The organism is Pseudarthrobacter enclensis, assembly GCF_001457025.1.
Lineage (GTDB): Bacteria > Actinomycetota > Actinomycetes > Actinomycetales > Micrococcaceae > Arthrobacter > Arthrobacter enclensis.
Map to the genome: position 1 here is coordinate 68,590 of NZ_KQ758609.1, position 21,553 is coordinate 90,142.

General features: G+C 66.2%; 15 protein-coding genes. 10 read left to right on the forward strand and 5 right to left on the reverse strand.

Annotation, left to right across the window (positions count from 1 at the left end; genetic code table 11):
* Positions 1-1,807: 1,807 nt before the first annotated feature.
* From trxA to AS031_RS18930, 5 genes are all read right to left on the reverse strand, one after another.
* Positions 1,808-2,134 carry a thioredoxin gene (gene trxA, locus AS031_RS18910; RefSeq protein WP_058269712.1) on the reverse strand — a complete coding sequence of 109 codons (327 nt, stop codon included), beginning with the start codon at positions 2,132-2,134 and terminating at the stop codon, positions 1,808-1,810.
* Positions 2,135-2,172: 38 nt separating this feature from the next.
* On the reverse strand, positions 2,173-3,129 hold the full coding sequence (gene trxB / locus AS031_RS18915; RefSeq protein WP_058269713.1) for a thioredoxin-disulfide reductase: 957 nt from the start codon (positions 3,127-3,129) through the stop codon (positions 2,173-2,175).
* Positions 3,130-3,347: 218 nt separating this feature from the next.
* Positions 3,348-4,994, reverse strand: a complete 1,647-nt coding sequence (locus AS031_RS19910) for a protein kinase family protein (protein ID WP_058269714.1) — start codon at positions 4,992-4,994, stop codon at positions 3,348-3,350.
* A gap of 163 nt (positions 4,995-5,157) precedes the next feature.
* Positions 5,158-7,305, reverse strand: a complete 2,148-nt coding sequence (gene murJ, locus AS031_RS18925) for a murein biosynthesis integral membrane protein MurJ (protein WP_058269715.1) — start codon at positions 7,303-7,305, stop codon at positions 5,158-5,160.
* A gap of 69 nt (positions 7,306-7,374) precedes the next feature.
* Positions 7,375-7,875 (reverse strand): NUDIX hydrolase, encoded by a 501-nt coding sequence (locus AS031_RS18930; RefSeq protein ID WP_058269716.1) that lies wholly within the window; start codon positions 7,873-7,875, stop codon positions 7,375-7,377.
* A gap of 207 nt (positions 7,876-8,082) precedes the next feature.
* On the opposite strand from AS031_RS18930, the gene AS031_RS18935 reads away from it, so the two are divergent.
* The 10 genes from AS031_RS18935 (at position 8,083) to AS031_RS18975 (ending at position 21,549) form a co-directional block, all read left to right on the forward strand.
* Positions 8,083-9,591 (forward strand): CCA tRNA nucleotidyltransferase, encoded by a 1,509-nt coding sequence (locus AS031_RS18935; protein ID WP_058269717.1) that lies wholly within the window; start codon positions 8,083-8,085, stop codon positions 9,589-9,591.
* Positions 9,588-10,172 (forward strand): histidine phosphatase family protein, encoded by a 585-nt coding sequence (locus AS031_RS18940; RefSeq protein ID WP_058269718.1) that lies wholly within the window; start codon positions 9,588-9,590, stop codon positions 10,170-10,172. The genes AS031_RS18935 and AS031_RS18940 overlap by 4 nt, the downstream gene beginning before the upstream one ends.
* Positions 10,173-10,763: 591 nt before the next feature.
* A complete protein-coding gene (locus AS031_RS19995; protein ID WP_158505839.1) occupies positions 10,764-10,901 on the forward strand; it encodes a hypothetical protein in 138 nt (45 codons plus the stop codon).
* 49 nt (positions 10,902-10,950) lie between these two features.
* Positions 10,951-12,411, forward strand: coding sequence for a glycosyltransferase family 87 protein (locus AS031_RS18945; protein ID WP_058269719.1), 1,461 nt, complete (start codon positions 10,951-10,953; stop codon positions 12,409-12,411).
* Positions 12,404-13,849 carry a phytoene desaturase family protein gene (locus AS031_RS18950; RefSeq protein WP_058269720.1) on the forward strand — a complete coding sequence of 482 codons (1,446 nt, stop codon included), beginning with the start codon at positions 12,404-12,406 and terminating at the stop codon, positions 13,847-13,849. The genes AS031_RS18945 and AS031_RS18950 overlap by 8 nt, the downstream gene beginning before the upstream one ends.
* A 27-nt stretch (positions 13,850-13,876) precedes the next feature.
* Complete coding sequence (locus AS031_RS18955; protein WP_058269721.1) at positions 13,877-15,865, forward strand: penicillin-binding transpeptidase domain-containing protein; 1,989 nt, start codon at positions 13,877-13,879, stop codon at positions 15,863-15,865.
* Between the two features lie 69 nt (positions 15,866-15,934).
* Entirely contained in the window at positions 15,935-17,617 is a 1,683-nt protein-coding gene (locus AS031_RS18960) for an ABC-F family ATP-binding cassette domain-containing protein (protein ID WP_058269722.1), read from the forward strand.
* Between the two features lie 94 nt (positions 17,618-17,711).
* Positions 17,712-18,905, forward strand: coding sequence for an MFS transporter (locus tag AS031_RS18965; protein ID WP_058269723.1), 1,194 nt, complete (start codon positions 17,712-17,714; stop codon positions 18,903-18,905).
* Between the two features lie 37 nt (positions 18,906-18,942).
* Positions 18,943-20,439 (forward strand): bifunctional phosphatase PAP2/diacylglycerol kinase family protein, encoded by a 1,497-nt coding sequence (locus AS031_RS18970; RefSeq protein WP_058269724.1) that lies wholly within the window; start codon positions 18,943-18,945, stop codon positions 20,437-20,439.
* A gap of 150 nt (positions 20,440-20,589) precedes the next feature.
* Positions 20,590-21,549, forward strand: coding sequence for an ABC transporter ATP-binding protein (locus AS031_RS18975; RefSeq protein ID WP_058269725.1), 960 nt, complete (start codon positions 20,590-20,592; stop codon positions 21,547-21,549).
* Positions 21,550-21,553 lie beyond the last annotated feature (4 nt).

Consider the following 21,553-nt stretch of genomic DNA (forward strand, 5'->3'; position numbering starts at 1 on the left):
TGAGGGTTCGTGTCCGAGAGTGTTTCACGTGAAACACGCTGTTACTGCTGGCTCTTCCGTCACTGCCGGTGCCCGTAATTGGCCAGTGCGTGCTTGGTACTCGCATCAAGGGGCAAGAGCCAGGCCTGGAAGAACGCGTAACCGGGCGAATAGGTGAAGCGCTAGGTCGTCGGGTGGATGTAGGTTGTCGGATGGGGTTGGTAGTTTCTGGGTCCTTCTGCCCCCAAGTGGCCGGGTGGTCATACCGATCCCGTCCTCCAAGTCCAGCCTGCTCTCCCCCTAATACGTTTCTGCCAAGCAGAAACGGGCGGTGACGGGTGAAGCCCCTCAGCGGCCAAGAACTCGGCACGCGGCATAGCAAGCTTTCCAGGCTGTGTCCTGGTTGCCGTTCCACCCAGCGCTGGCAGTCTGATGCTCGTTTCACGTGAAACAACGCGGCGACGAAAAGCTGTGAACGCACACGCTGTCGCAGAGCCGGTCGAGCTGGTTGTCGATGTGGAGCAATGGCTGGGGTTGCTCAGCGATGCATAGATGTTCGACGGCCATGTGGTCCGCAACATGTCGACAGGACGGCGGCAGGCGCTGCGCGGGATAAATACCCACCCGAGGCCAGTTGCCTTGGACATCCTGCCTAGCTTCCGCGGCGACCGGGTTGAGCTGTCTATGGAGCCGGCGTGGAGGGACTATTGATGGTTTTCCTGATTTCCCAAACATCACCGCATTCTTGGACTGCGCGCGGCATAGGTCGGTGAAGTTTGTGGCGGCACTGCGCCTGAGATCATTGCGCACGATCTTGCGTCTCCGTGTTCGATCTACAGCGCTACTTGTGGCTTAGGCACCTAGCAGACTGCATGGGTGAACCGGTCGAATGGGTTCATCCGATTCTGTCTGCGGCGAGTATCTTGACTGCAAATCTACGCGGAGAATGTCATCGTCGCGGTGCGCGTGCTTGCGTGGGGATATCGGGGTTGACCCTGACAGGGGCACGACCGGCCGTCGGTCCCAGCGCTGCAGCGGTCAAGATGCCACTGATACTCGAAACGACAAGTTTCGCGGGTGTGATAGGACCGGCCTGCGAGCTGGCGCCAGCGTGCTTCTGTCGATGGCGTCTCGCCTGGGACTGAGCAGCCAAATATGGGCTTGCCCTAAGCGAAGACGTCGTAGGGATGTTCGACCAATTTCGGGTTCTATGGGTGCTCCGAAATGGGCACCGCAATTCACCTTTCCTCCAGTTTCGTCACCTGATGCAGCAACTATTAGCCAGGCCGAGGCTCGTTCCAGCGAAACATGGCTACGTGATACGTCCCTGGCCGATTGTTCTAGCAGTTAGCGGCTTCTGAGGTTGACTCTTGGCCTTCCTATGCCTCCAGCGAGTCGCTCCGTATCACCTATTCTCGGGCACAGTCGTTATCGGCAGGAGGTGTTTCACGTGAAACGATGAATGACTGTGAGCTGGTGATCAAGGGACGGTGCTACATCGTCTTGCGGCCTCCTAAAGAATGAGAGCCCAGGACACTCTGGGCAGTTTTTGACTCTAAAGTTGGCGGCCCGTAGGCGGGCTGCGTCCCTGATTCCGATGGTGAGTGTCGAAGCCTCTTCAGGCAGCACCTGGCCAGCATATGAAAAGACGTTTCACGTGAAACAGCGGGCGTCCCAAGGCGGTGAGCATGATGGCGCCACGGTCCGCGCCTACAGCCAGCTTGCACGTGACAGTGCTTCTCCCGCGGATGGTGCACTTAAAAAGGTGGCCCCGTCCGTAGACGGAGCCACCCCTATACCTTGGCGCCACGAGAAGGCACCGCAACGTCTATGAAAGAACGTCTGAGAATTCCTTCTCGAAGAACTGCTTGGGCTTCGCACCAATGACAGTGTTCTTCACTTCGCCACCCTGGAAGAGGTAGACAGCAGGAATCGACGTGATGCCGTATTCTGCTGCGATGGCGGGGTTGTCATCGACGTTCACCTTAACAACGTCAACCTTCTCGCTGTACTCAACCGAAATCTCGTCGAGGATCGGGCCGAGCTTGCGGCAGGGACCGCACCATTCCGCCCAAAAATCAACGATAACGGGCTTCTCCGAGGACAAAACGTCCGTGCTGAAACTTGCGTCGGTTACATCTTTAGCGTTGCTCATTGCCTATCTTTCTTCTCGGACTCTAAACTGGCAGTTTCTTAGGCGGGGAGATCCGCGAGGTAGTGCTCCACGTCGATGGCCGCCACGCAGCCCGAGCCGGACGCAGTGATGGCCTGGCGGTACGTGGGATCTACGACGTCGCCGGCTGCAAAGACGCCGGGCAGGCTGGTCTTGGAGCTCCTCCCCTGCACCGCAATGGTTCCTTCAGGAGTGAGGTCCAGGACGTCCTTGACGAGGTCGGTCCGGGGATCGTTGCCAATGGCCACAAAGACGCCCGTTACGGCAAGATCGGAAACGGAGCCGTCTACCAGGTTCTTCAGCTTCAGGCCCGTGACCTTGTCCTCACCGATGACGTCATCAACGGTGCTGTTCCAAATGAAGTTGATCTTCTCGTGTGCCAAGGCCCGGTCTGCCATGATCTTCGAGGCTTTCAGGGAGTCGCGGCGGTGAACCACGGTGACGGACTTCGCGAACTTGGTGAGGAACAGCGCCTCTTCCATTGCGGAGTCACCTCCGCCAATGACCGCAATGTCCTGGCCCTTGAAAAAGAAACCATCGCAGGTTGCGCACCAGCTGACGCCGTGCCCTGAAAGGCGCTTCTCGTTGGGGAGGCCGAGCTCGCGGTAGGCGGAACCGGTGGAAAGGATGATGGCGCGTGCCTTGAAGGTTTCACCGGTGGCGATGGTAACCGTCTTCACAGGGCCCTCGAGGTCCAGGGCGGTGACATCCTCGAACTGGATCTCGGTGCCGAACCGAGTGGCCTGCTTTTCGAAGTTTTCCATCAGATCCGGTCCCATGATGCCTTCGGGGAATCCCGGGTAGTTTTCCACGTCGGTGGTGTTCATGAGCTCACCGCCCGCTGTCACGGAGCCGGCGAACAGCAGCGGCTTCAGGTTGGCGCGGGCAGTGTAGACGGCTGCCGTGTAACCTGCCGGGCCTGAGCCGACGATGATGACATCACGTACGTCTGACGCGGTGTTTTCTGCGATGGTCACTGAACGGTGAACCTCTTCCTTGTTCGACGCGCCCCCTTGTGGGGGCCGGCCACATGGCACAACTGCTTCTGGATGCTGATTATTCCGGCGTCCGGAGACTGGCGGCAGCCGGGGTGATGGCGTGCCGCGGCTTCCGCCGGGCGCTCTTTCCAGATTACAGGCAGGCCAGGGCCGTGCAGGCAGAGGTTACTTTGCCAAGGTCAGATACGGCGGGTCAGCTACTGAACCTTGATCTCGGCGAGCCGGAGGCCGTAGCCGTATCGCGTCTTCGGGGCAGCCAGCCTGGGCAGTGAGTTGATGGCAACGATCACGTACTGGGCCTTCGCCGGCTCGGCAAGCGGCAGGTTGAGGTCCCCCGACGTGAAGCTGTTGGTTCCCACGGACTTGGCACCGTCGAGCGACGGCCGGTCGTTCGTGTACACCGTAATGCTGCCGCCGGATCCTCCCAGCTGGGACAGGGTGACGGATTTGACGGTTGCCTCGCTCTTCAGCTTGACCGCGAGGGTAACGCCGTCGGGAGCGAGTCCGCCCCAGTTTTCGGTGGCAAATTCCATGTCCGACCAGTAGCTGGCCGCGTTGCCGTCGTAGGCCTTCACGAGGTCGCCGTCGAAGGTTGCTGCGAAGTCGAAGTTGCCCTGGCGGGAGATGCTGTCGATGGCCGGCGGGACAGCGGGTGCAGCAGACGTGGGAGCCTGCGACGGAGTTTCGCTGGCTTCCGGTGCGCTGTTGGACGTGGCCGGGGCGGGGCCTTCGGCCTGCGGCTGCGAGAACAGGCTGCCGAGGTTGGTGACGGCGAAGATGAGGCCGGCGATGAGCACCACCGCGAGGAGTCCGCCCACCAGCCAGCGCATGGAGCGCGGCTCACGTTCAGCGTCGTCGCGGTCGTCGTATTCGTCGCGGCCGTCGTCGTAGTTTCCGCGGTGGCCCAGGGAAGCACCGGCGGCAGCAGCCGAGGCGCCGGCCCGGGCGAAGAGGGAGCTCTTCTTTTGGGCGGGCTGGTCCTCCTCCGTCGGCGCTTCGTCGTAGTCGTAGCCGTATTCGTCCTGGTCTTCAGCCTGCGCGTAGTCGTCATCCGACCACAGGGAGACTTTGGGTCGTCCGGCCTCGGCGCCCGAACCGGCGCCGGTTCCGGCGGCGGACTGCTGGACCGGGTGGGCCGCTGTGGCCTCAGGGTCCGGGGAAGCAGCTGCCGAGGCAGGAGCGGCCGACGGCGGGGCCGGACGGGCGGCGCCGGCGGCAGTCCCAGCGGCGGCTGCACCACCAGCTGCGGCACCGGCCGCCGCTGCCCCGGCGCCTCCCCCGATGTTCCGGGCCTTCGACGACGGCACAGGAGCAGTTGATGCTGCCGGGCGGACAGGCGGCTGCGGCGGAACGGCCGGGGCTGTCCTCGGCGAATCCCGGTACGGATCAACCTGGTCCGGGTGCGTCTCTGAATAGGTAATGTAGCCGGCCTCGACGTTGTCCTCTTCGTCGTAGGGTTCCGGCTCGTGGGAGCGGGCCTGGCCGAAGATCTCGCTGCCGAGGGTGTCGGTGAAGAACGGTTCGACGTACGGCGGGTTGGAGGCCACCACAAGGTCCAGCAGGTCGGCGGCGGACGTGTGGTTGGTAATCAGGTATGTGGCTGCTTCCGTGACACCCAGGTCCAGGACCTGCACCGTTCCGGGCCGTTCACCGGTTGCCACTTCACGGGCGCTCTGGGCCACCTGTTCGGTGTTCTGGGGGCCGGCCACCAGGATGCTGACCGGGCGGTTGAGGACCTGGTCCACACCATCCAGCACCAGATCGTGGTCATGCGAGGCCAATACCGTGGCTGTGACCTTGTAGCGGCCGCCCAGTACTGATCCGACATCGATCGGGTTGGACACGTGTTCCTCCTAGACTTCCCGGGATCGCCGGCATGGGATACCCGGCCATTCGGGGACGCCAAATTGGCCGCCACCCGGATGTTACTTCCCCCTGTACCTTTTCGATCCTAGCGGATTGAGGCTGGGCCGCCGGGGAGAATGAAGCGCCGAAACAGCGCCCCGGTCACTTTTGCCTTGGCCGCCGCTGCTTGAAATAGGGGTTAGCTCCCGCCTTGCCCTGGTAGGTGCGGCGCCCCGGAAGGGGGATCTGTTCGCGGAGCATGCCGCCGCGGGCGGTGCCGGATTGTTCCTCGGCCGGCAGGTAGGCGCCGTCGCCGGGCAGGTTGGCGCCGTCGTCGTCCTGTCCGCGGGGCGCTGCACGCTCCGGCTCCGGGCCGGCCCTGAAGGAAACGGCGTCGAATTCCCCGGAGATCCGGGGAATGAGGCCGGTGTCCACGGACGTGGTGGCGCGGGCCGGCCGCTCCGCCGCGGGGCCTGCCTCGACGGCGGGGGTTCCCTCCGGGGCGGACGACGGCGGGACGCCGCCTGCCGCTGCCGGTGCAGTTTGGCCGCCCCGGCCCAGGCGTCCGAGCAGCGGACGGAGCAGGTCGCGCAGTTCAGCGACGCGGAACAGCTTGAGCAGGAAGAAGTACACCACCAGCATGACCGGGCCCACCACGACCACGGTCAGCAGCGCCGTGATGCGGTCCCGCCAGGCGAAGCCGTCGGCGCTGTAGCTGCCCATCAGCCACAGCGCGCCGGCGCCGGCAATCGCGGACCCGAGTGCCGCGTAGCCCATGCGGATGTAGGAATTGGCGATCCGCGGCCCGTCCAGGTGGCCGAGCAACCGGCGCAGGAACCAGGCACTGATCACCACGGAAAGGATGTTGCCCACCATATAAAGCACGGCGATGGCGTAGATGATCTGGTTGACGGGCAGGAACTGGATGGCAAAGGCGCCCACCACGTACACCACCGCCAGCAGCAGCTGGACATAGAACGGCGTGCGGGCGTCCTCGTTGGCGTAGAAAACCCGGGACATCATGAAATTGGCGCTCATGAACGGAGTGCTCAACGCCAGGATGGTGAGCGTCTGCGCCAGCATCACCCCATCCTGCCGCGAGCCGCCGGAGAAGAACATGCCCAGCGGGCCGGCCAGGGCAAACAACGCCAGCGCACCGAAAACGGTGGCAACCGCCATGGTCCGCAGGCCGTGGGACAGCGCCTCCCGCAGCTCTGCCCGGTTCCCGTCCTGCGAAGCCCTGGTCATGCGGTTGAACAGCACCGTGGCCAGGGAGAGGGCGATGATCGAGTGCGGCAGCAGGTACAGCTGGCTGGCCACCTCAAGGACGGCGTTGCCGGGCAGCATGTCACCGGCGGGATCTCCCGCTTCCTTCAGCCGGAGCCGTTCCGCGCCAGGGATAGTGGCGATGCGCATGACGTACAGGAAAGCGAGTTGCCCGACGGCGGCAGTGAGCAGCGTCCAGACGCTCAGCTTGGCTGCCTGGCCCAGTCCCACGCCGCGCCAGCCGAACCGCGGACGCAGCCCCAGCTTCAGCCGGAAGACGGGGATCAGGAGAATGGCGGTCTGTGCCACCACGCCGATGGTGGAGAAGCCGGCCACGAACAGCGTCTGTGTGCTGCCCCAGTTGTCCAGGGTGTGGGGGCTGAACTCGTTGGTTCCGAAGATCCAGATGAACATCCCCAGGCCGCCGATGGCCACGAGGTTGTTAAGGATGGGCGCCCACATGGCGGGTCCAAAAGCCCCATTGGCGTTGAGGACCTGGGTCAGGAGGGCATACAGGCCATAGAAGAAGATTTGCGGCAGGCACCAGAACGCGAAGGTCACAGCCAGTGCCTTCTGCTGTGGATCGTACCCCTGCGTGGTGACGTCAATGACCAGCGGTGCGGCCAGGGTCACCAGCGCCGTCAGGCCCAGGAGCAGCAGCACCGCCAACGTCAGCAGCCGGCTGATGTAGTCCGCTCCCCGGTCCGGGGCCTTGCTGGCCTTGATGATCTGCGGAACCAGGACGGCATTGAACACACCGCCGGCCACCAGCAGGAAGATCAGGTTCGGCAGGTTGTTCGCGTTGATGAAGGTGTCGTTGACCGTGGAGCCAAGGCCCAGGGCGGTGCCGAGCATCCAGGTCTTGCCGAAGCCGAGGAAGCGGGACACCAGGGTGCCCGCGGCCATGATGGCGCTGGAACGGGTTTCGCTGGCTCCGGCAGCCACGGGTGCCGCGTCCGGTGCTGCCGGTTCTTCGGGAAGGCCTTCCGGCGGTGCATTGCCGGGACGGCCGGCTTTGTCGGAAGGAAAATTGGTTGCTGACATCGAGTTCATCGTCTCACCCGGAGGCGCATAACACCGCAATGCGGGCGGTCGCTGCGCGCCTGTACGGCGTCAGAGGTGGCCGGGCAGGACCTCGCGGGCGAGGTCGGCGATCCGCCGCTCGTTGGGAAAGGACAGCTTGCGGGCCAGTTCCTGGATGGGGACCCAGGCAACGTCCACGGCTTCCTGGTCGGGATCGTTCTCAATGGTCAGTTCGCCGCCGGTGGCACGCAGGAGGTAGTGGTGCACCGTTTTGTGGACCCGGTGGCCGCTGACGGTAAACCAGTAATCGATGCTGCCCAGCGGGGCGAGGATGCTTCCCTCGATGCCGGTTTCCTCGGCGATTTCGCGGACCGCTGCCTCTTCGTTGTTTTCCTTGCCCTCCGGATGCCCCTTGGGAAGGCACCATTCGAGGCGTCCGCCGCGGTTAAGGCGGGCAATGATCGCGACCCGCAGCTCGGCGTCGGACGTGTCCACCACGACGCCGCCGGCGGAAACTTCCTCCACCGTGGGCAGCGACGCCGGCGCCGAATGCTGGGCAGGGGCGACGTGCGCACCGATTGCCGACGGCAATGGTGCGTTTGTCCTCCTGCCTGGAGCGCTCGGTACTGGATGGGCCATGGAGTCCACTCTAACGACTGTTCCCCGTTCGTGATGACCGGAACATGACGCAAACATGGACGGCATATGACGCAGTTTCCCGGGTGCTCCCGGATCACCCGGATCTTGACGGTCTTTTTGGCCTGCCGCGGCGCCGGTTTCTGCCAAGCTTAAGTAACTATGGCGCACGCACATCACAAGACTGATTCCCACACCGTCGATTTCCAGGTGGACCCGGTGGTCCTGGAGCTCGGCCAGCGCTTTGTCGACGCCGGCCATGAACTCTCGCTGGTGGGTGGCCCCGTGCGTGACCTCTTCCTTGGCCGCACCTCGCCGGACCTGGACTTCACCACTGATGCCACACCGGACCAGACCGTTGCCCTCATTAAGAAATGGGCGGACAACTTCTGGGACATCGGGCGCGCCTTCGGCACCATCGGCATGCGCAAGGCCGGGTTCCAGATCGAAATCACCACGTACCGGGCCGAAGCGTATGATCCGGACTCCCGGAAGCCGGTGGTGGCCTTCGGTTCATCGCTGACCGACGACCTGCTGCGCCGGGATTTCACCATCAACGCCATGGCCCTCAAGTTGCCGTCCATGGAACTGGTCGATCCTTTCGGCGGTGTCCGCGACCTCCATGCCTCACTCCTGGCCACGCCCGGCGCGCCGGAGGCTTCCTTCTCCGACGATCCCCTGAGGATGATGCGCGCTGCCCGGTTTGCCTCCCAGCTGGGCGTCTCGGTCCGGGACGACGTCCGGGAGGCGATGACCAACATGGCGGACCGGATCAGGATCATCTCCGCGGAGCGGGTGCGGGACGAGCTGGTCAAGCTCATCAGCGGTGCCCGGCCCCGGGTGGGGGTGGACCTGCTGGTGGACACGGGACTGGCCGAGCACGTCCTGCCCGAGGTCTCGGCGCTCCGGCTCGAAGCCGACGAGCACCACCGGCACAAGGACGTCTACCAGCACTCCCTCCAGGTCCTGGAGCAGGCAGCTGAGCTGGAGACGGACGGGGAAGGGCCCGTTCCCGGCCCTGACTTCATCCTGCGGTTCGCGGCGTTGATGCACGACGTCGGCAAGCCGGCCACGCGCCGCTTCGAACCGGGCGGAGCGGTCAGCTTCCGCCACCACGACATGGTGGGTGCCAAGCTCACCACCAAGCGCATGAAGGCCCTGCGCTTCGACAACGACACCATCAAGGCCGTGGCGCGCCTGGTGGAACTGCACATGCGCTTCTACGGTTACGGCGACGCAGGCTGGACTGATTCCGCCGTGCGGCGCTACGTCACGGACGCCGGTCCGCAACTTGAACGGCTGCACCGGCTCACCCGTTCGGACGTCACCACGCGCAACCAGCGCAAGGCAGACCGGCTGTCCTTCGCCTACGACGACCTGGAAGCCAGAATCGCGGCCCTGCGTGAACAGGAATCGCTGGATGCCGTCCGGCCGGACCTGGACGGTGCCAGGATCATGGAGCTGCTGGGACTCAAGCCCGGACCCCTGGTGGGCAGGGCCTACAAGTTCCTCCTTAACGAGCGGATGGAGCACGGCCCCCTGCCTGTCGACGAAGCGGAGGCCAGGCTGCTCCGCTGGTGGGGCGAACAACCTGAATCAGCACCTGCTGCACCGGAGGACGGACAGTCCCCCGCCGGCGTCGAACCTTCCCCAGTTGAGGAGTCCCAGTGACCAATCCCGCCCTTGCCCCCCGTCCCCAGCTCTGGATCCTCCGCCACGGGGAAACCGAATGGTCCAAGAGCGGCCAGTACACCGGACTCACTGACCTGCCGCTCACTGTTGAAGGTGAACAGCAGGCGGTGGAAGCCCGCAAGGTACTGGACGGCGTCGACTTCGATCTGGTGCTGACGTCCCCCCTCAGGCGTGCACGGCGGACCGCGGAACTGGCCGGCTTCCCCGATGCACAGCATGAACCCCTCGCCGTTGAATGGAACTACGGCGACTATGAGGGCATCAGTTCCGACCTCATCCGCAAGGACAACCCCGACTACCTGATCTGGACGCACGGCGTTCCCAACGGGGAGACCCTGGATGAGGTGGCTGCCAGGGCGGACAAGATCATCGGCCGCGTGCTGGAGTCCGGCATGGACAACGTGCTGGTCGTGGCGCACGGGCATTTCTCCCGCATCCTGACCGCGCGGTGGCTTGAACTGCCGCCGGTGGAGGGGCGGCACTTTGTCCTGGGCACCGCCAAGGTCTGCACGCTCGGATGGGATAAAAGGACGCCTGCAATCGTCCGGTGGGGACTCTGAAACTATTCTTCCGGTAATTTCCCATAATTCCGGGTTGAAAGGATAGTCACCCTGAAGTTTATGGTGTAGCTTTATTCCTGACCCCACGGCTTTCTGCCGGGGGCATCGCCCGTTCTGCCGCATCGCTTTGATGCCGCAAGGGAAAGAAAAGGAGGTTGGGAAAATGATGACTTTGACTGGCGAATGGAATGTGGCCGTCAACGATGCCCCGGCCTCCGCGCACAAGGTGCACTTTCCGTACGGTTTTTCCGGCCACTAGGCCCCCTGCCCCTACCGCTGCTGCAGCGGTGGCTGCAACCGTTTCACGGACCCACCAGCACGGAGCGCGCACGGCCGGGCCTTGACTGGCATCCCCGTGCACAGGCCGTTCCTCCGGCTGGCCGCCCGTAGGAGCAGGCCCGTTGCCGGCGATTCCATGACCCCCTGCTGACGGCCCTTTTGCGATTCAGGCCTCTTTTTGGCCCGCCCTTTCCTGCCTCATTCCGGCGCGCCCGGAAATTGCGGCTCTTTATTGCCAAAAATCTTTTTTCGGCACGACTTTATTTGTCGTGCCTAAAAACGGAATGACATTCCGGAGAGGAGGTGAGTACCTTGATACGAAAACTCCGCGAACTCGTGTCCGCCGCCCGCCGGCGGAACAGCAGCACCAGTTTCAACGGCCGGCTGCTGGAGCAACACCGTGACGACGTCTACGTCCTGATGCACCAACAGCTGGGTGGACTGCGCTGACGCCCGCCCCGCGGACCCCGGTCCCGGGGCGGGCTGTAAGCTCGGGACCATGCAGGAAACCGAGCCCCGGGGGCGCGCGGGACGGTCCCGGCTGGTCGTTCCCAGCCGCAGCGACGTGCTGTTGCGGAACTTCACCGAAGTGGCGGGCGGCCCGATGGGCCGCAGGTCGGATCCGGGAGTGGTGTCCCCGGCGGTCTTCACCGTGGAACGGGTCCTGATCCTGCTCACCCTCGTTGGGGCACTCCTGGGCGTCCTCATCAAAGGTTATTGCCGCTCGAACGGCTGGGAATCCCCCACCCAGTTCTACGCCACGTGCTATTCCGATCTTCCCGAGCTGTTCCGCACCAGGGGACTGGCCGATGGCGCCTTCCCCATCATCAGCGGCCAGTTCGAGTACCCGGTGCTGGTGGGCTTGGTGGCCGGGCTGACGGCACTGCTGGTTCCCGGCGGGCTGGGCGCCGATGCACGGGTGCTGGCGTTCTTCGACCTCAACGCCGTCCTGCTGGCTGCCGCCGCCATGGTCACGGTGCTGGCCACCGCACGGATGTCCGCGCGCCGGCCCTGGGATGCTGCGATGGTGGCCGTGGCGCCCGGGCTGATCCTTGCGGGCACCATTAACTGGGACCTGTGGGCCGTGTGCCTGCTGGCCGTGGGAATGTACCTTTTTGCCGCGCAGCGGCAACTTGCCGCCGGTGTGTTGATGGGGCTGGCCGTCGCCGCCAACGCCTACACCCTGCTGATCCTCCTGGCCATGCTCCTGCTGGCCGTCCGGACCGGGACCTACCGCCCCTTGTTCATGACCGTGTGCGCGGCGGCCGTCAGCTGGGCTGCCGTAAACCTGCCGTTCGCCGTCGCCAACCCGGCTGGCTGGGCCTATTACCTGCAGTTTTCCGCCGGCCGCGATGCCGGTTATGGCTCGCCCTGGTTCGCGTACAACCTGGTGGCGGCCAAACTGGGCCGCCCGGGGATCACTCCCGAGGGCGTTGATGCCCTTTCCGCGGGGTTCTTCATCCTGGCCTGCGTCCTGATCGCCGCCGTGGCCCTGTCCGCTCCACGGCGTCCACGGCTGGCGCAACTGGCGTTCCTCCTGGTCGCGGCTTTCGTCCTGGCCGGAAAGGCCTACTCCCCCCAGTTTGTCCTCTGGCTGATCCCGCTCCTTGCACTGGCCCGTCCACGCTGGCGCGACTTCCTGGCCTGGCAGGGCATTGAGGGCCTGCACTGGGCAGCGGTGTGGATGTACCTTGGTCAGGTGACCAGCGCCGGCCCCTCCCAGCACAACCTGGACATGCCCTACTACGTCCTTGCCGTCGTCGCGCACATGGTCGCCGTTGCCTACCTCATGGCGCGGGTTGTCCGGGACATCTACGACCCCGCCCAAGACCCCATCCGCCGGCACCATCTGGACGACCCGCAGGGGGGTCCGTTCGCCAACGCTCCCGACCGGCTGCGGCTCAACCTCCGCCGTCCATCGGCGTCGCTTCTTCCCTGGAAGGAATCCGCCCATGCCTGATGTGAACGTGGTGGGAGCAGGGCCCAACGGGCTCGCAGCAGCAGCGGTCATGGCACGGGCAGGGCTGTCGGTGGAAGTCTACGAAGCCGGCACGGCCATCGGCGGCGGCACCCGGACGTCCGAACTGATGCAGCCCGGGCACTTCCACGATGTCTGTTCCGCCGTCCACCCCATGGCCCTGGAATCCCCCTTCTTCCGCGCCTTTGAGCTGTCCCGGCGCGTGGAGCTCATCAGCCCCGAGCTGTCCTACGGCTCGCCCCTGGACGGCGGCCGGGCTGCCTTGGCGTGGCGCTCCCTGGACCGTACGGCCTTTGAACTGGGCCGGGACGGCGCCGCGTACCGTCACCTCCTGGCGCCCCTCGTGGCCCGCATCGACGGGATCATGGATTTCACCCAGAACCAGCTGCTCCGGATCCCACGGGACCCCCTCGCGGCCGCAATCTTCGGCCTTCGCACGGCGGAGCAGGGGACGCCGCTGTGGAACCTCCGCTTCAGGGAGGAGAAAGCCCCCGCGCTGCTGGCGGGGGTGGCCTCGCACCCCATCTCCCACCAGCCATCCTTGGCCGCGGCCGGAGCCGGACTGATGCTCAGCGCCCTGGGGCACGCCCAGGGCTGGCCCATCCCCAGAGGCGGATCGATGGCCATCGCCGAGGCCCTGGCGCAGGACATCCGCGCCCACGGCGGCACCATCCATACCTCCACGCCGGTGGACAGGCTTGCGGATCTGCCCTCCGCACGGGCCACGCTGCTCAACGTCTCCCCCCGCGGCCTTGTCCGGATGGCCGGTGACTCCCTGCCGGCCCGGTACCGCTCCTCGCTCGAATCGTTCCGGTACGGCAACGGTGCCTGCAAGGTCGACTTCATCCTGTCCGGTCCCGTTCCCTGGCAGGCGGCCGGCCTGGCCGATGCGGGCACCGTACACGTCGGCGGGACACGGGAGGAACTGGCCCGCTCCGAAAACGACGTTGCTGCCGGCCGCCACCCGGAACGGCCCTACGTGCTGGTATCCCAGCCGTCCCGGTTCGATGCAGGGCGCGCCCCGGACGGACGACAGACGCTGTGGACCTACTGCCACGTTCCCGCCGGCTCCACCCGGGACATGACCGCGGCCGTCACCGCCCAGCTGGAGCGGTATGCGCCAGGCTTCCGGGACCTGGTCCTGCAGTCCCACGCGGTCTCCGCCGCAGGGCTCGCCGATTACAACCGCAACTATATTGGCGGCGACTTCAGTGCCGGAGCCATGGACCTCCGCGGACTGGTGCAGCGGCCCGTTGTCTCACCCGTGCCGTGGCGCACCCCGCTGCGCGGCGTCTACCTGTGCTCGTCGTCCACCCCGCCCGGCCCGGGGGTCACCGGCATGCCGGGGCTGCACGCCGCGACGTATGCCCTGAAAGACATATTCGGCCTGCCTGTACCGGAGCTCGGCCTGTCCGCCTGAGTCACACCCACGGGGGATAATGGCGCGATGGGGAAAACAACAAAACTTTCACTGGCAGTAGCTGCCCTCGTCATCGGAACATCGCTGGTGGCCTGCGACGACGGCAGGGGCGGAGCGGAAGCGGCAGCAGGCCAGCTGGCATCGGCGCTGTCCGCGCTGGACGTTGCCGGCGTAGCCTTTGACGGCAAGGACGCCGGAGCGGCAAATGAGCAGCTCAAGAGCGTCTTCGCGGCGCTGGATCCGGCCAAGCCCACCGTGGAAACCGGGGAACTCAGCCTGGACGGGGACAACGCCTCCGCGCCACTGAACTACAGCTGGAAGATCGCCGACAGCGAGTGGAAGTACACGGTCCCGGCCAAGTTCCGGAAATCCGGTGACACCTGGCAGACGGTCTGGGACCCCGCAGCCCTTGCCCCCGACCTCAATGACTCCGAGATCCTGTCCATGGGCACCCAGTCCCCACAGCGGGCAGACATCCTTGGCGCGGGAGACACTCCCCTGGTCACGTACCGACCCGTGGTGAACGTTGGCATCGACAAGCCCCGGCTGGGCGGGGCCGACGCCGCCGGATCAGCCGCCAGGCTGGCCGACCTGGTGGGGGTGGATCCCGCAGCGTACACCCGCCAGGTCGAAGCGTCAGGCGCGGAAGCCTTCGTCCCCGCCATCACCCTGCGCGAAGAAGGCCGCACCGTCACCAACGAACAGATCGCCGCCATTCCCGGCGCCCGGGCCATCCCGGATTCCGTGCCGCTGGCCCCGTCGCGGACCTTCGCCCGCGCGGTCCTGGGATCCGTCAGCCAGGCCACCGCCGAACAGATTGAAGCGTCAGACGGCAAGCTGGCCGCCGGCGACGTGACCGGCGTCGGCGGCCTGCAGCAGCAGTACGACGAACAGCTCAGGGGGACTGACGGCGTGGTAATCCGCGCCCAGCGCGCAGACCTGACGCGCGAACAGCTCCAGGCCTCCGGAACGGACCCGCGCCGCGTCCTCTTCGAGACGGCAACGAAACCCGGGACGCCACTGAAGACCACACTGGATCCCCGGCTGCAGGCACTGGCCGAGAGCACCCTCCAGGACGTCAAGCCCGCCTCCGCCATCGTGGCGCTGCGGCCCTCCACCGGCGCTGTCCTCGCCGCAGCCTCCGGGCCGGGAAGCAACGGCTACAACACCGCCATGCTGGGCCAGTACGCGCCCGGCTCGACCTTCAAGATGGTTGACTCCCTGGCCATGTTCCGCAACGGCCTGACACCGGATTCGAAGGTCCAGTGCACGCCGACGCTCAACGTGGACGGGCGCACGTTCAAGAACTCGGAAGGCTACCCGGAAAGCTCCCTGGGTTCGGTGACCCTCCGGGATGCCTTCGCGCACTCCTGCAACACCGCGTTCATTGCCGCCCGCGACTCGGTGTCCCAGGGACAGCTTGAAGCCGCGGCTATGGCCATGGGGCTTGCCGTCGAGGCGCCGAAGCTCGGTGCCGATGCGTTCCTCGGGTCTGTTCCGGCGGAAGCGGAGGGCACTGAGCACGCAGCCTCCATGATCGGCCAGGGCAAAGTGCTGCTGTCGCCCCTGGCGGCAGCCATGATGGCAGGTGCGGTGGCCAAGGGAGCCCCAGTGTCCCCGCAGCTCGTCCTGAACCCCGACGGCGGTGCTGCCGCCGCCGGGACAACCAGCGGCGCCGGCGCCCCGTCTGCCCAGCCCTCAGCGACCGCCAGCGCCGAAGCGCCGGCAACCGCGTCGGACAAGCCGATCACGGCGGCTGAGGCAGCCTCGCTGGCGGACATGATGCGCGCCGTGGTGACCTCGGGGCATGCAGGCTTCCTGGCCACTGTCCCGGGAGCCCCGGTCGGGGCCAAAACCGGTACCGCAGAGTTCGGCAAGGAAAACCCGCCCAAGACCCACGCCTGGATCGTGGCAGTCCACGGAGACCTGGCAGTAGCGGTCTTCGTGGAGGACGGCGGCCTCGGGGCGACCACTTCCGGGCCGCTGCTGAAGTCATTCCTCACCGCGGCCGGGTAAGGCCGGCCCGGCGGACTCGTGGCGTATGCCGGGCCGGTGCCCGGGACCGGGCGTGGGAAGATGGAGCCCGTGGCCCATATTGACGTATCCGGCATCGACTATTTCCTCTCCGACGGCACGCAGCTGCTCAACGGCGTGACCTTCAAGGTCCCGGACGGCACTAAAACGGCCTTGATCGGACCCAATGGCACCGGAAAGACCACCTTGTTCCGGATCATCGCCGGCGACCTGGTTCCGGATGAGGGAGTGGTGGGACGGTCCGGGAACATGGGCATCATGCGCCAGTTCGTAGGGCAGGTCCGGGATGATTCCACTGTCCGGGACCTGCTGGTCTCAGCAGCTCCGCCGGCCCTGGCGGCCGCGGCCCGTGAGGTGGACGAGGCAGAGCTGGCCATGATGGAGGACGACGACGAACCAGCCCAGATGCGCTACGCGCAGGCAATCGTGGACTGGGGCGACGCCGGCGGGTACGACGTGGAGACCGTCTGGGACGAAGTCTGCATGGCCGCGCTGGGACTGCCGTTCGACCGCGCCCAGCACCGCCCGGCGTCGAGCCTTTCCGGTGGCGAACAGAAGCGCCTGGTCCTGGAGGCGCTGTTCGCCGGACCGGATGAACTGCTGCTGCTCGACGAGCCGGACAACTATCTGGACGTCCCGGGCAAGCGCTGGTTGGAGGACAAACTCAACGAGTCCCGCAAAACGGTGTTCTTCATCAGCCACGACCGGGAACTGCTGAACAACGCGGCCGGACGCATCGTCACCCTGGAACCCGGGATCAACGGTGCCGGCGCCTGGATTCACGGCGGCGGGTTCGAATCCTACGTGGAGGCCCGGGCCGACCGGAACGCACGGTTCGAGGAACTGCGGAAGCGCTGGGACGAGGAGCATGCCAAGCTCAAGGAACTCGTCAACATGTACAAGAACAAGGCCGCCTTCCGCTCCGACATGGCCAACCGCTACCACGCTGCACAGACCCGGCTGGCCAAGTTCCTCGAGGCCGGCCCGCCCGAAGCACTGCCCGTGGAGCAGAACGTGCAGATGCGCCTCAAAGGAGGCCGCACCGGAAAACGCGCCGTGGTGGCGGAACGGCTGGAACTCACCGGGCTCATGAAGCCGTTCTCCACCGAAGTGTGGTTCGGCGACCGTGTGGGTGTGCTGGGCTCCAACGGGTCCGGCAAATCCCACTTCCTGCGGCTGCTGGCCACAGGAGGCACCGACCCGGAACGGGAACACCTGCCTGTCTCCGACGTCGAGATCGCCGAGGTGCCGCACGAGGGAACCGTGAAGCTCGGCGCACGCATCCGGCCCGGGTTCTTCGCCCAGACCCACGTCCGCCCCGACCTGCTGGGCAAGACGCTGCTTGAAATCCTGCACCGGGGCGATGAACACCGTTCCGGGCTGGGCCGCGAAGCGGCAGCCGGTGCGCTGGACGGCTACGGACTGGCCGGCCAGTCCGAGCAGAAATACGAATCGTTGTCCGGCGGCCAGCAGGCCCGCTTCCAGATCCTCCTCCTGCAGCTGTCCGGTGCCACCCTGCTGCTCCTCGACGAACCCACTGACAACCTGGACCTGCATTCGGCGGAGGCGCTCGAACGGGCCATCGACCACTTCGAAGGGACCGTCCTGGCCGTCACCCACGACCGCTGGTTCGCGCGGACCTTCGACCGGTTCCTCGTCTTCGGAGCTGACGGCAAGGTGTACGAGTCCGCCGAGCCGGTCTGGGACGAAAAACGGGTTGAACGCGCGCGTTGAACCGTTGACGGCGGATCGAAGCGGGTAGAAGTACTAACGGAGATCCCGCCCTGGCGCCGGGAACCTGAACAACACCAGTGGAAGCAGTGAACGCATGAGTACCAATACCGGCACGGCCAGGACTGCGGGAGTAACGGCGGCCGCCGCGGCAACCTTCGTGGTCTTCGGCATTAACGGACTGGTGTTTGCCAGCTGGGCCGCCCGCATTCCGGCCGTCACGGAGATTCTGAGCATCACGTCCGGGCAAATGGGAACCCTGCTCCTGTGCACCGCTGTCGGTTCGCTGCTGGCGCTGCCCACCGCAGGGCTCGTGGTAGGGCGAATCGGGACGGCCAACGCCGTCCGGTTCGGCGGCGTGCTGGCAGCAGCAGCCGGTGTGGGCATCGCCCTCTCGCTGTCCGCAGCCTCCATCGCGGGCACAGCGGTTTCCCTGTTCTTCTTCGGGATCGCCATCGGGCTGTGGGACGTCTCGCAGAACATCGAAGGGGCGGACGTGGAACACCGGCTGCGCCGAACCATCATGCCCCAGTTCCATGCGGCCTTCAGCGGCGGCGCGTTCATTGGTGCGCTGGTGGGGGCCGGACTGTCCAACCTGGGCGTGGGACTTCCGGCACACCTGCTGGCCATCGCCGGCGTGGTGCTGGTGGCCACCCTGGTGGCACCCCGCTATTTCCTGCCGCACGTTGCGTCCGTCCCGCCCGAGGGTGGGGCCAAGCCGGCCAAGGGCCCGTCGGCCTGGCGCGACAGCAGGACCCTGCTCATCGGAGTGGTGGTCCTGGGGGCGACACTCACCGAGGGCGCCGGCAACGACTGGATCGCCAAAGCCTCGGTGGACGGCCTGGGAACGGCAGATTCCACGGGCGCCCTGATGTTCGCGCTGTTCGTGCTTGCCATGACAGCCATGCGCTTCCTGGGCGGCCGCGTTATCGACGCGTACGGCAGGGTGGCGGTACTGCGGGCCAGCATGGCGGCAGCAGCGGTGGGGCTCGGGCTGTTCGTGCTGGCCGGCAATGCCTGGATTGCCGCGGCAGGCGCCGCTCTGTGGGGAATCGGCGCCGCCCTCGCCTTCCCCATGGGCATGTCCGCGGCGGCAGACGATCCGCACCGCGCGGCGGCCCGTGTGTCCGTTGTATCCACGCTGGGGTATGTATCGTTCCTGGCGGGCCCTCCCCTGCTGGGGTACCTGGGCGACCTGGTAGGGATCCACCAGGCCCTGCTGGCCATCCTGGCGCCGATTGTCGTGGCCCTCCTGCTGGCCGGCGCAGCCCGGCCGCTTCGGAAGGAATAGCGGCGGGCCGGGACGGCCCCGGCGGTAGGGTAGGCACATGCAGAGCAAGTGGCGCGGCAGCCATCGATGGATCGACCGGCTGGACAAGTACCTCGTCCAACATGTTTCAAGCCTTCCCGGCGGAAACCACGATGACTTCTTCCGCCGGCTCTCGGCGTCCGCCAACCACGGGAAGCTCTGGATTGCCGTGGCTGTCGGCATGGCTGCCTTTCCGGGCAAGACCCGCAGGGCCGCTGTCCACGGACTCATCGCGCAGGCTGTTGCCTCCGCCGTGACCAACGGTGTCTTCAAGACCCTCCTGCCCCGTGCCCGCCCGCTGCCGGAGCACCTGCCGGTTTTCCGCTTCGTCCACCCGCAACCGACCAGTTCGTCGATGCCGTCCGGGCACTCGGCGTCGGCCGTGGCTTTTGCCGTGGGCGTGGGCTTGGTGCGCCCGGCCATCGGGGCTGCCCTTGCCCCGGTTGCAGCCGGGGTGGCGTATTCAAGGGTCCACACGGGTGCGCACTGGCCCTCCGATGTCCTGTTCGGTTCCGCATTGGGCGCAGGTGCCGCGCTCGTCACGCGGCACTGGTGGCCCGTGCGCCCGCCCATCCCGATTACCCGGCGCACGGCGGCACTCGCTCCCGGGCTTCCCGGGGGTGAAGGCCTGAGCATCGTGGTGAACACCCTGGGCGGCTCTTTCACCGAAGAGACAGCATCGGCACTCCGGGATGTATTCCCCAAGGCGTATATCAATACGGTGGACCCCGGGGAGGACCTGAAGCAACAGATCACCGAAACGGCGGAGCATCCCGGGACCAAGGCCCTGGGTGTGTGGGGCGGAGACGGGACCGTGGGCGCCGCGGCCGCCGCCGCCGTCGAGCGGTCACTTCCGCTGCTGGTCCTTCCCGGCGGCACCCTCAACCACTTCGCCCGTGACGCCGGTACCGGAAGCCTTGCGGACGCCGTGGCCGCCGCCACCAACGGCGCCGCGGCCAAGGCGGACATCGGATTCGTGACGGCCGAACGCGGCCTCGCAGGGTCCCCCGCAGTCTCCGAGCTGATCATGCTGAACACCTCGAGCATCGGCCTGTACCCCAACCTGGTCCGGCGCCGCGAACACCTGCAACCCGCACTGGGCAAACCGCTGGCGGGGGTGGTGGCCATGTTCAGGACCTTCGCCGCCGGGACGCCCATCACCCTCACCGTGGACGGTGTCCGGCGCAGGGTGTGGATCGCCTATGTGGGCCGCGGCCGCTACTACCCGAGGGACCACGCACCCCTGCTGCGTCCGGTGCTCGATGACGGCGTGCTGGACTTCAGGATCTTCTCTGCGGACGAATCGTTTGCCCGGCTGCGGCTGCTGTGGGCGGTCCTCACCGGCACCGTGGCCAGTTCCAGCATCACCCACCTGCGTGAGGTGACGGAGGTCAGCATCGACGCCGGCGGTTCCCCCATGGCGCTGGCAGTGGACGGCGAGGCCCTGGCGGGAGTCCGCAAGGTGCACTACCGAGTGGTTCCCCGCGCCCTGGTCTACTACACGCCCCTTGGCTAGGGCCGGAACGGTCATCCGCCGGGACTACCCTGATTCAGCCCTGAATCATCCCTGAGACCGGCGAAAACAGCCGCCGGCGTCGGTAGCGTAGGGAGTACCACGTCCCTGAACGCATTCCGCAGCCCAGCGCTGCCGATCAAAGGAACATCCATGATTGAGGCAAGAGACCTGGCCAAGGTCTACGGCGGCAAAACCGCCGTGGCCGGGGTCAGCTTCACCGTCCGGGCCGGACAGGTTACGGGCTTCCTGGGGCCGAACGGCGCCGGCAAGTCCACCACCATGCGCATGATCATGGGACTGGACCGGCCGACGTCGGGCTCGGTCACCGTCAACGGACGGCCCTACGCCGAACACCGGGCGCCCCTGCACGAGGTGGGCGCCCTCCTTGATGCCAAGGCTGTGCACACCAGCCGCAGCGCCTACAACCACCTGCTGGCCATGGCTGCGACACACGGCATTCCCAAGTCGCGGGTCCACGAGGTCATCGACATGACAGGCCTGGAAGCCGTGGCCAGGAAGAAGGCCGGCGGATTCTCGCTCGGCATGGGCCAGCGGCTGGGCATCGCCGCCGCCCTCCTGGGTGATCCGCAGACCCTCATCCTCGACGAGCCGGTCAACGGCCTGGATCCCGAGGGCGTGCTGTGGGTGCGCAACCTGGTACGGTACCTCGCCAACCAGGGAAAGACGGTGTTCCTGTCCTCCCACCTGATGAGCGAAATGGCCCAGACCGCCGACCACCTGATCGTCATTGGCCGCGGCCGGATCATTGCCGACGCACCCGTGAAGGACATCATCGCAGGCACCCGGCAGGCCAAGACCCTGGTGCGCACGGGTGATGCACCGTTCCTGCAGTCGCTGCTGGCCGGCAACGGCGTGACCGTGGACCAGAGCGAGCCCGAAACGCTGACCGTCACCGGCCTGGATCCGCGGCAGATCGCCCAGGTTGCCCTGGACAACGAGGTGCTGGTGTACGAGCTCACGCCGCAGCTCTCGTCCCTGGAGGACGCCTACTTCGACCTCACCAAGGACGAAGTGGAATACCACTCGCACCTGACCGGCGGCCCGGCCGGCGCACAGCCCGCGGCAGCCCCGGCGACGGCAGGAAAGTAAGGAC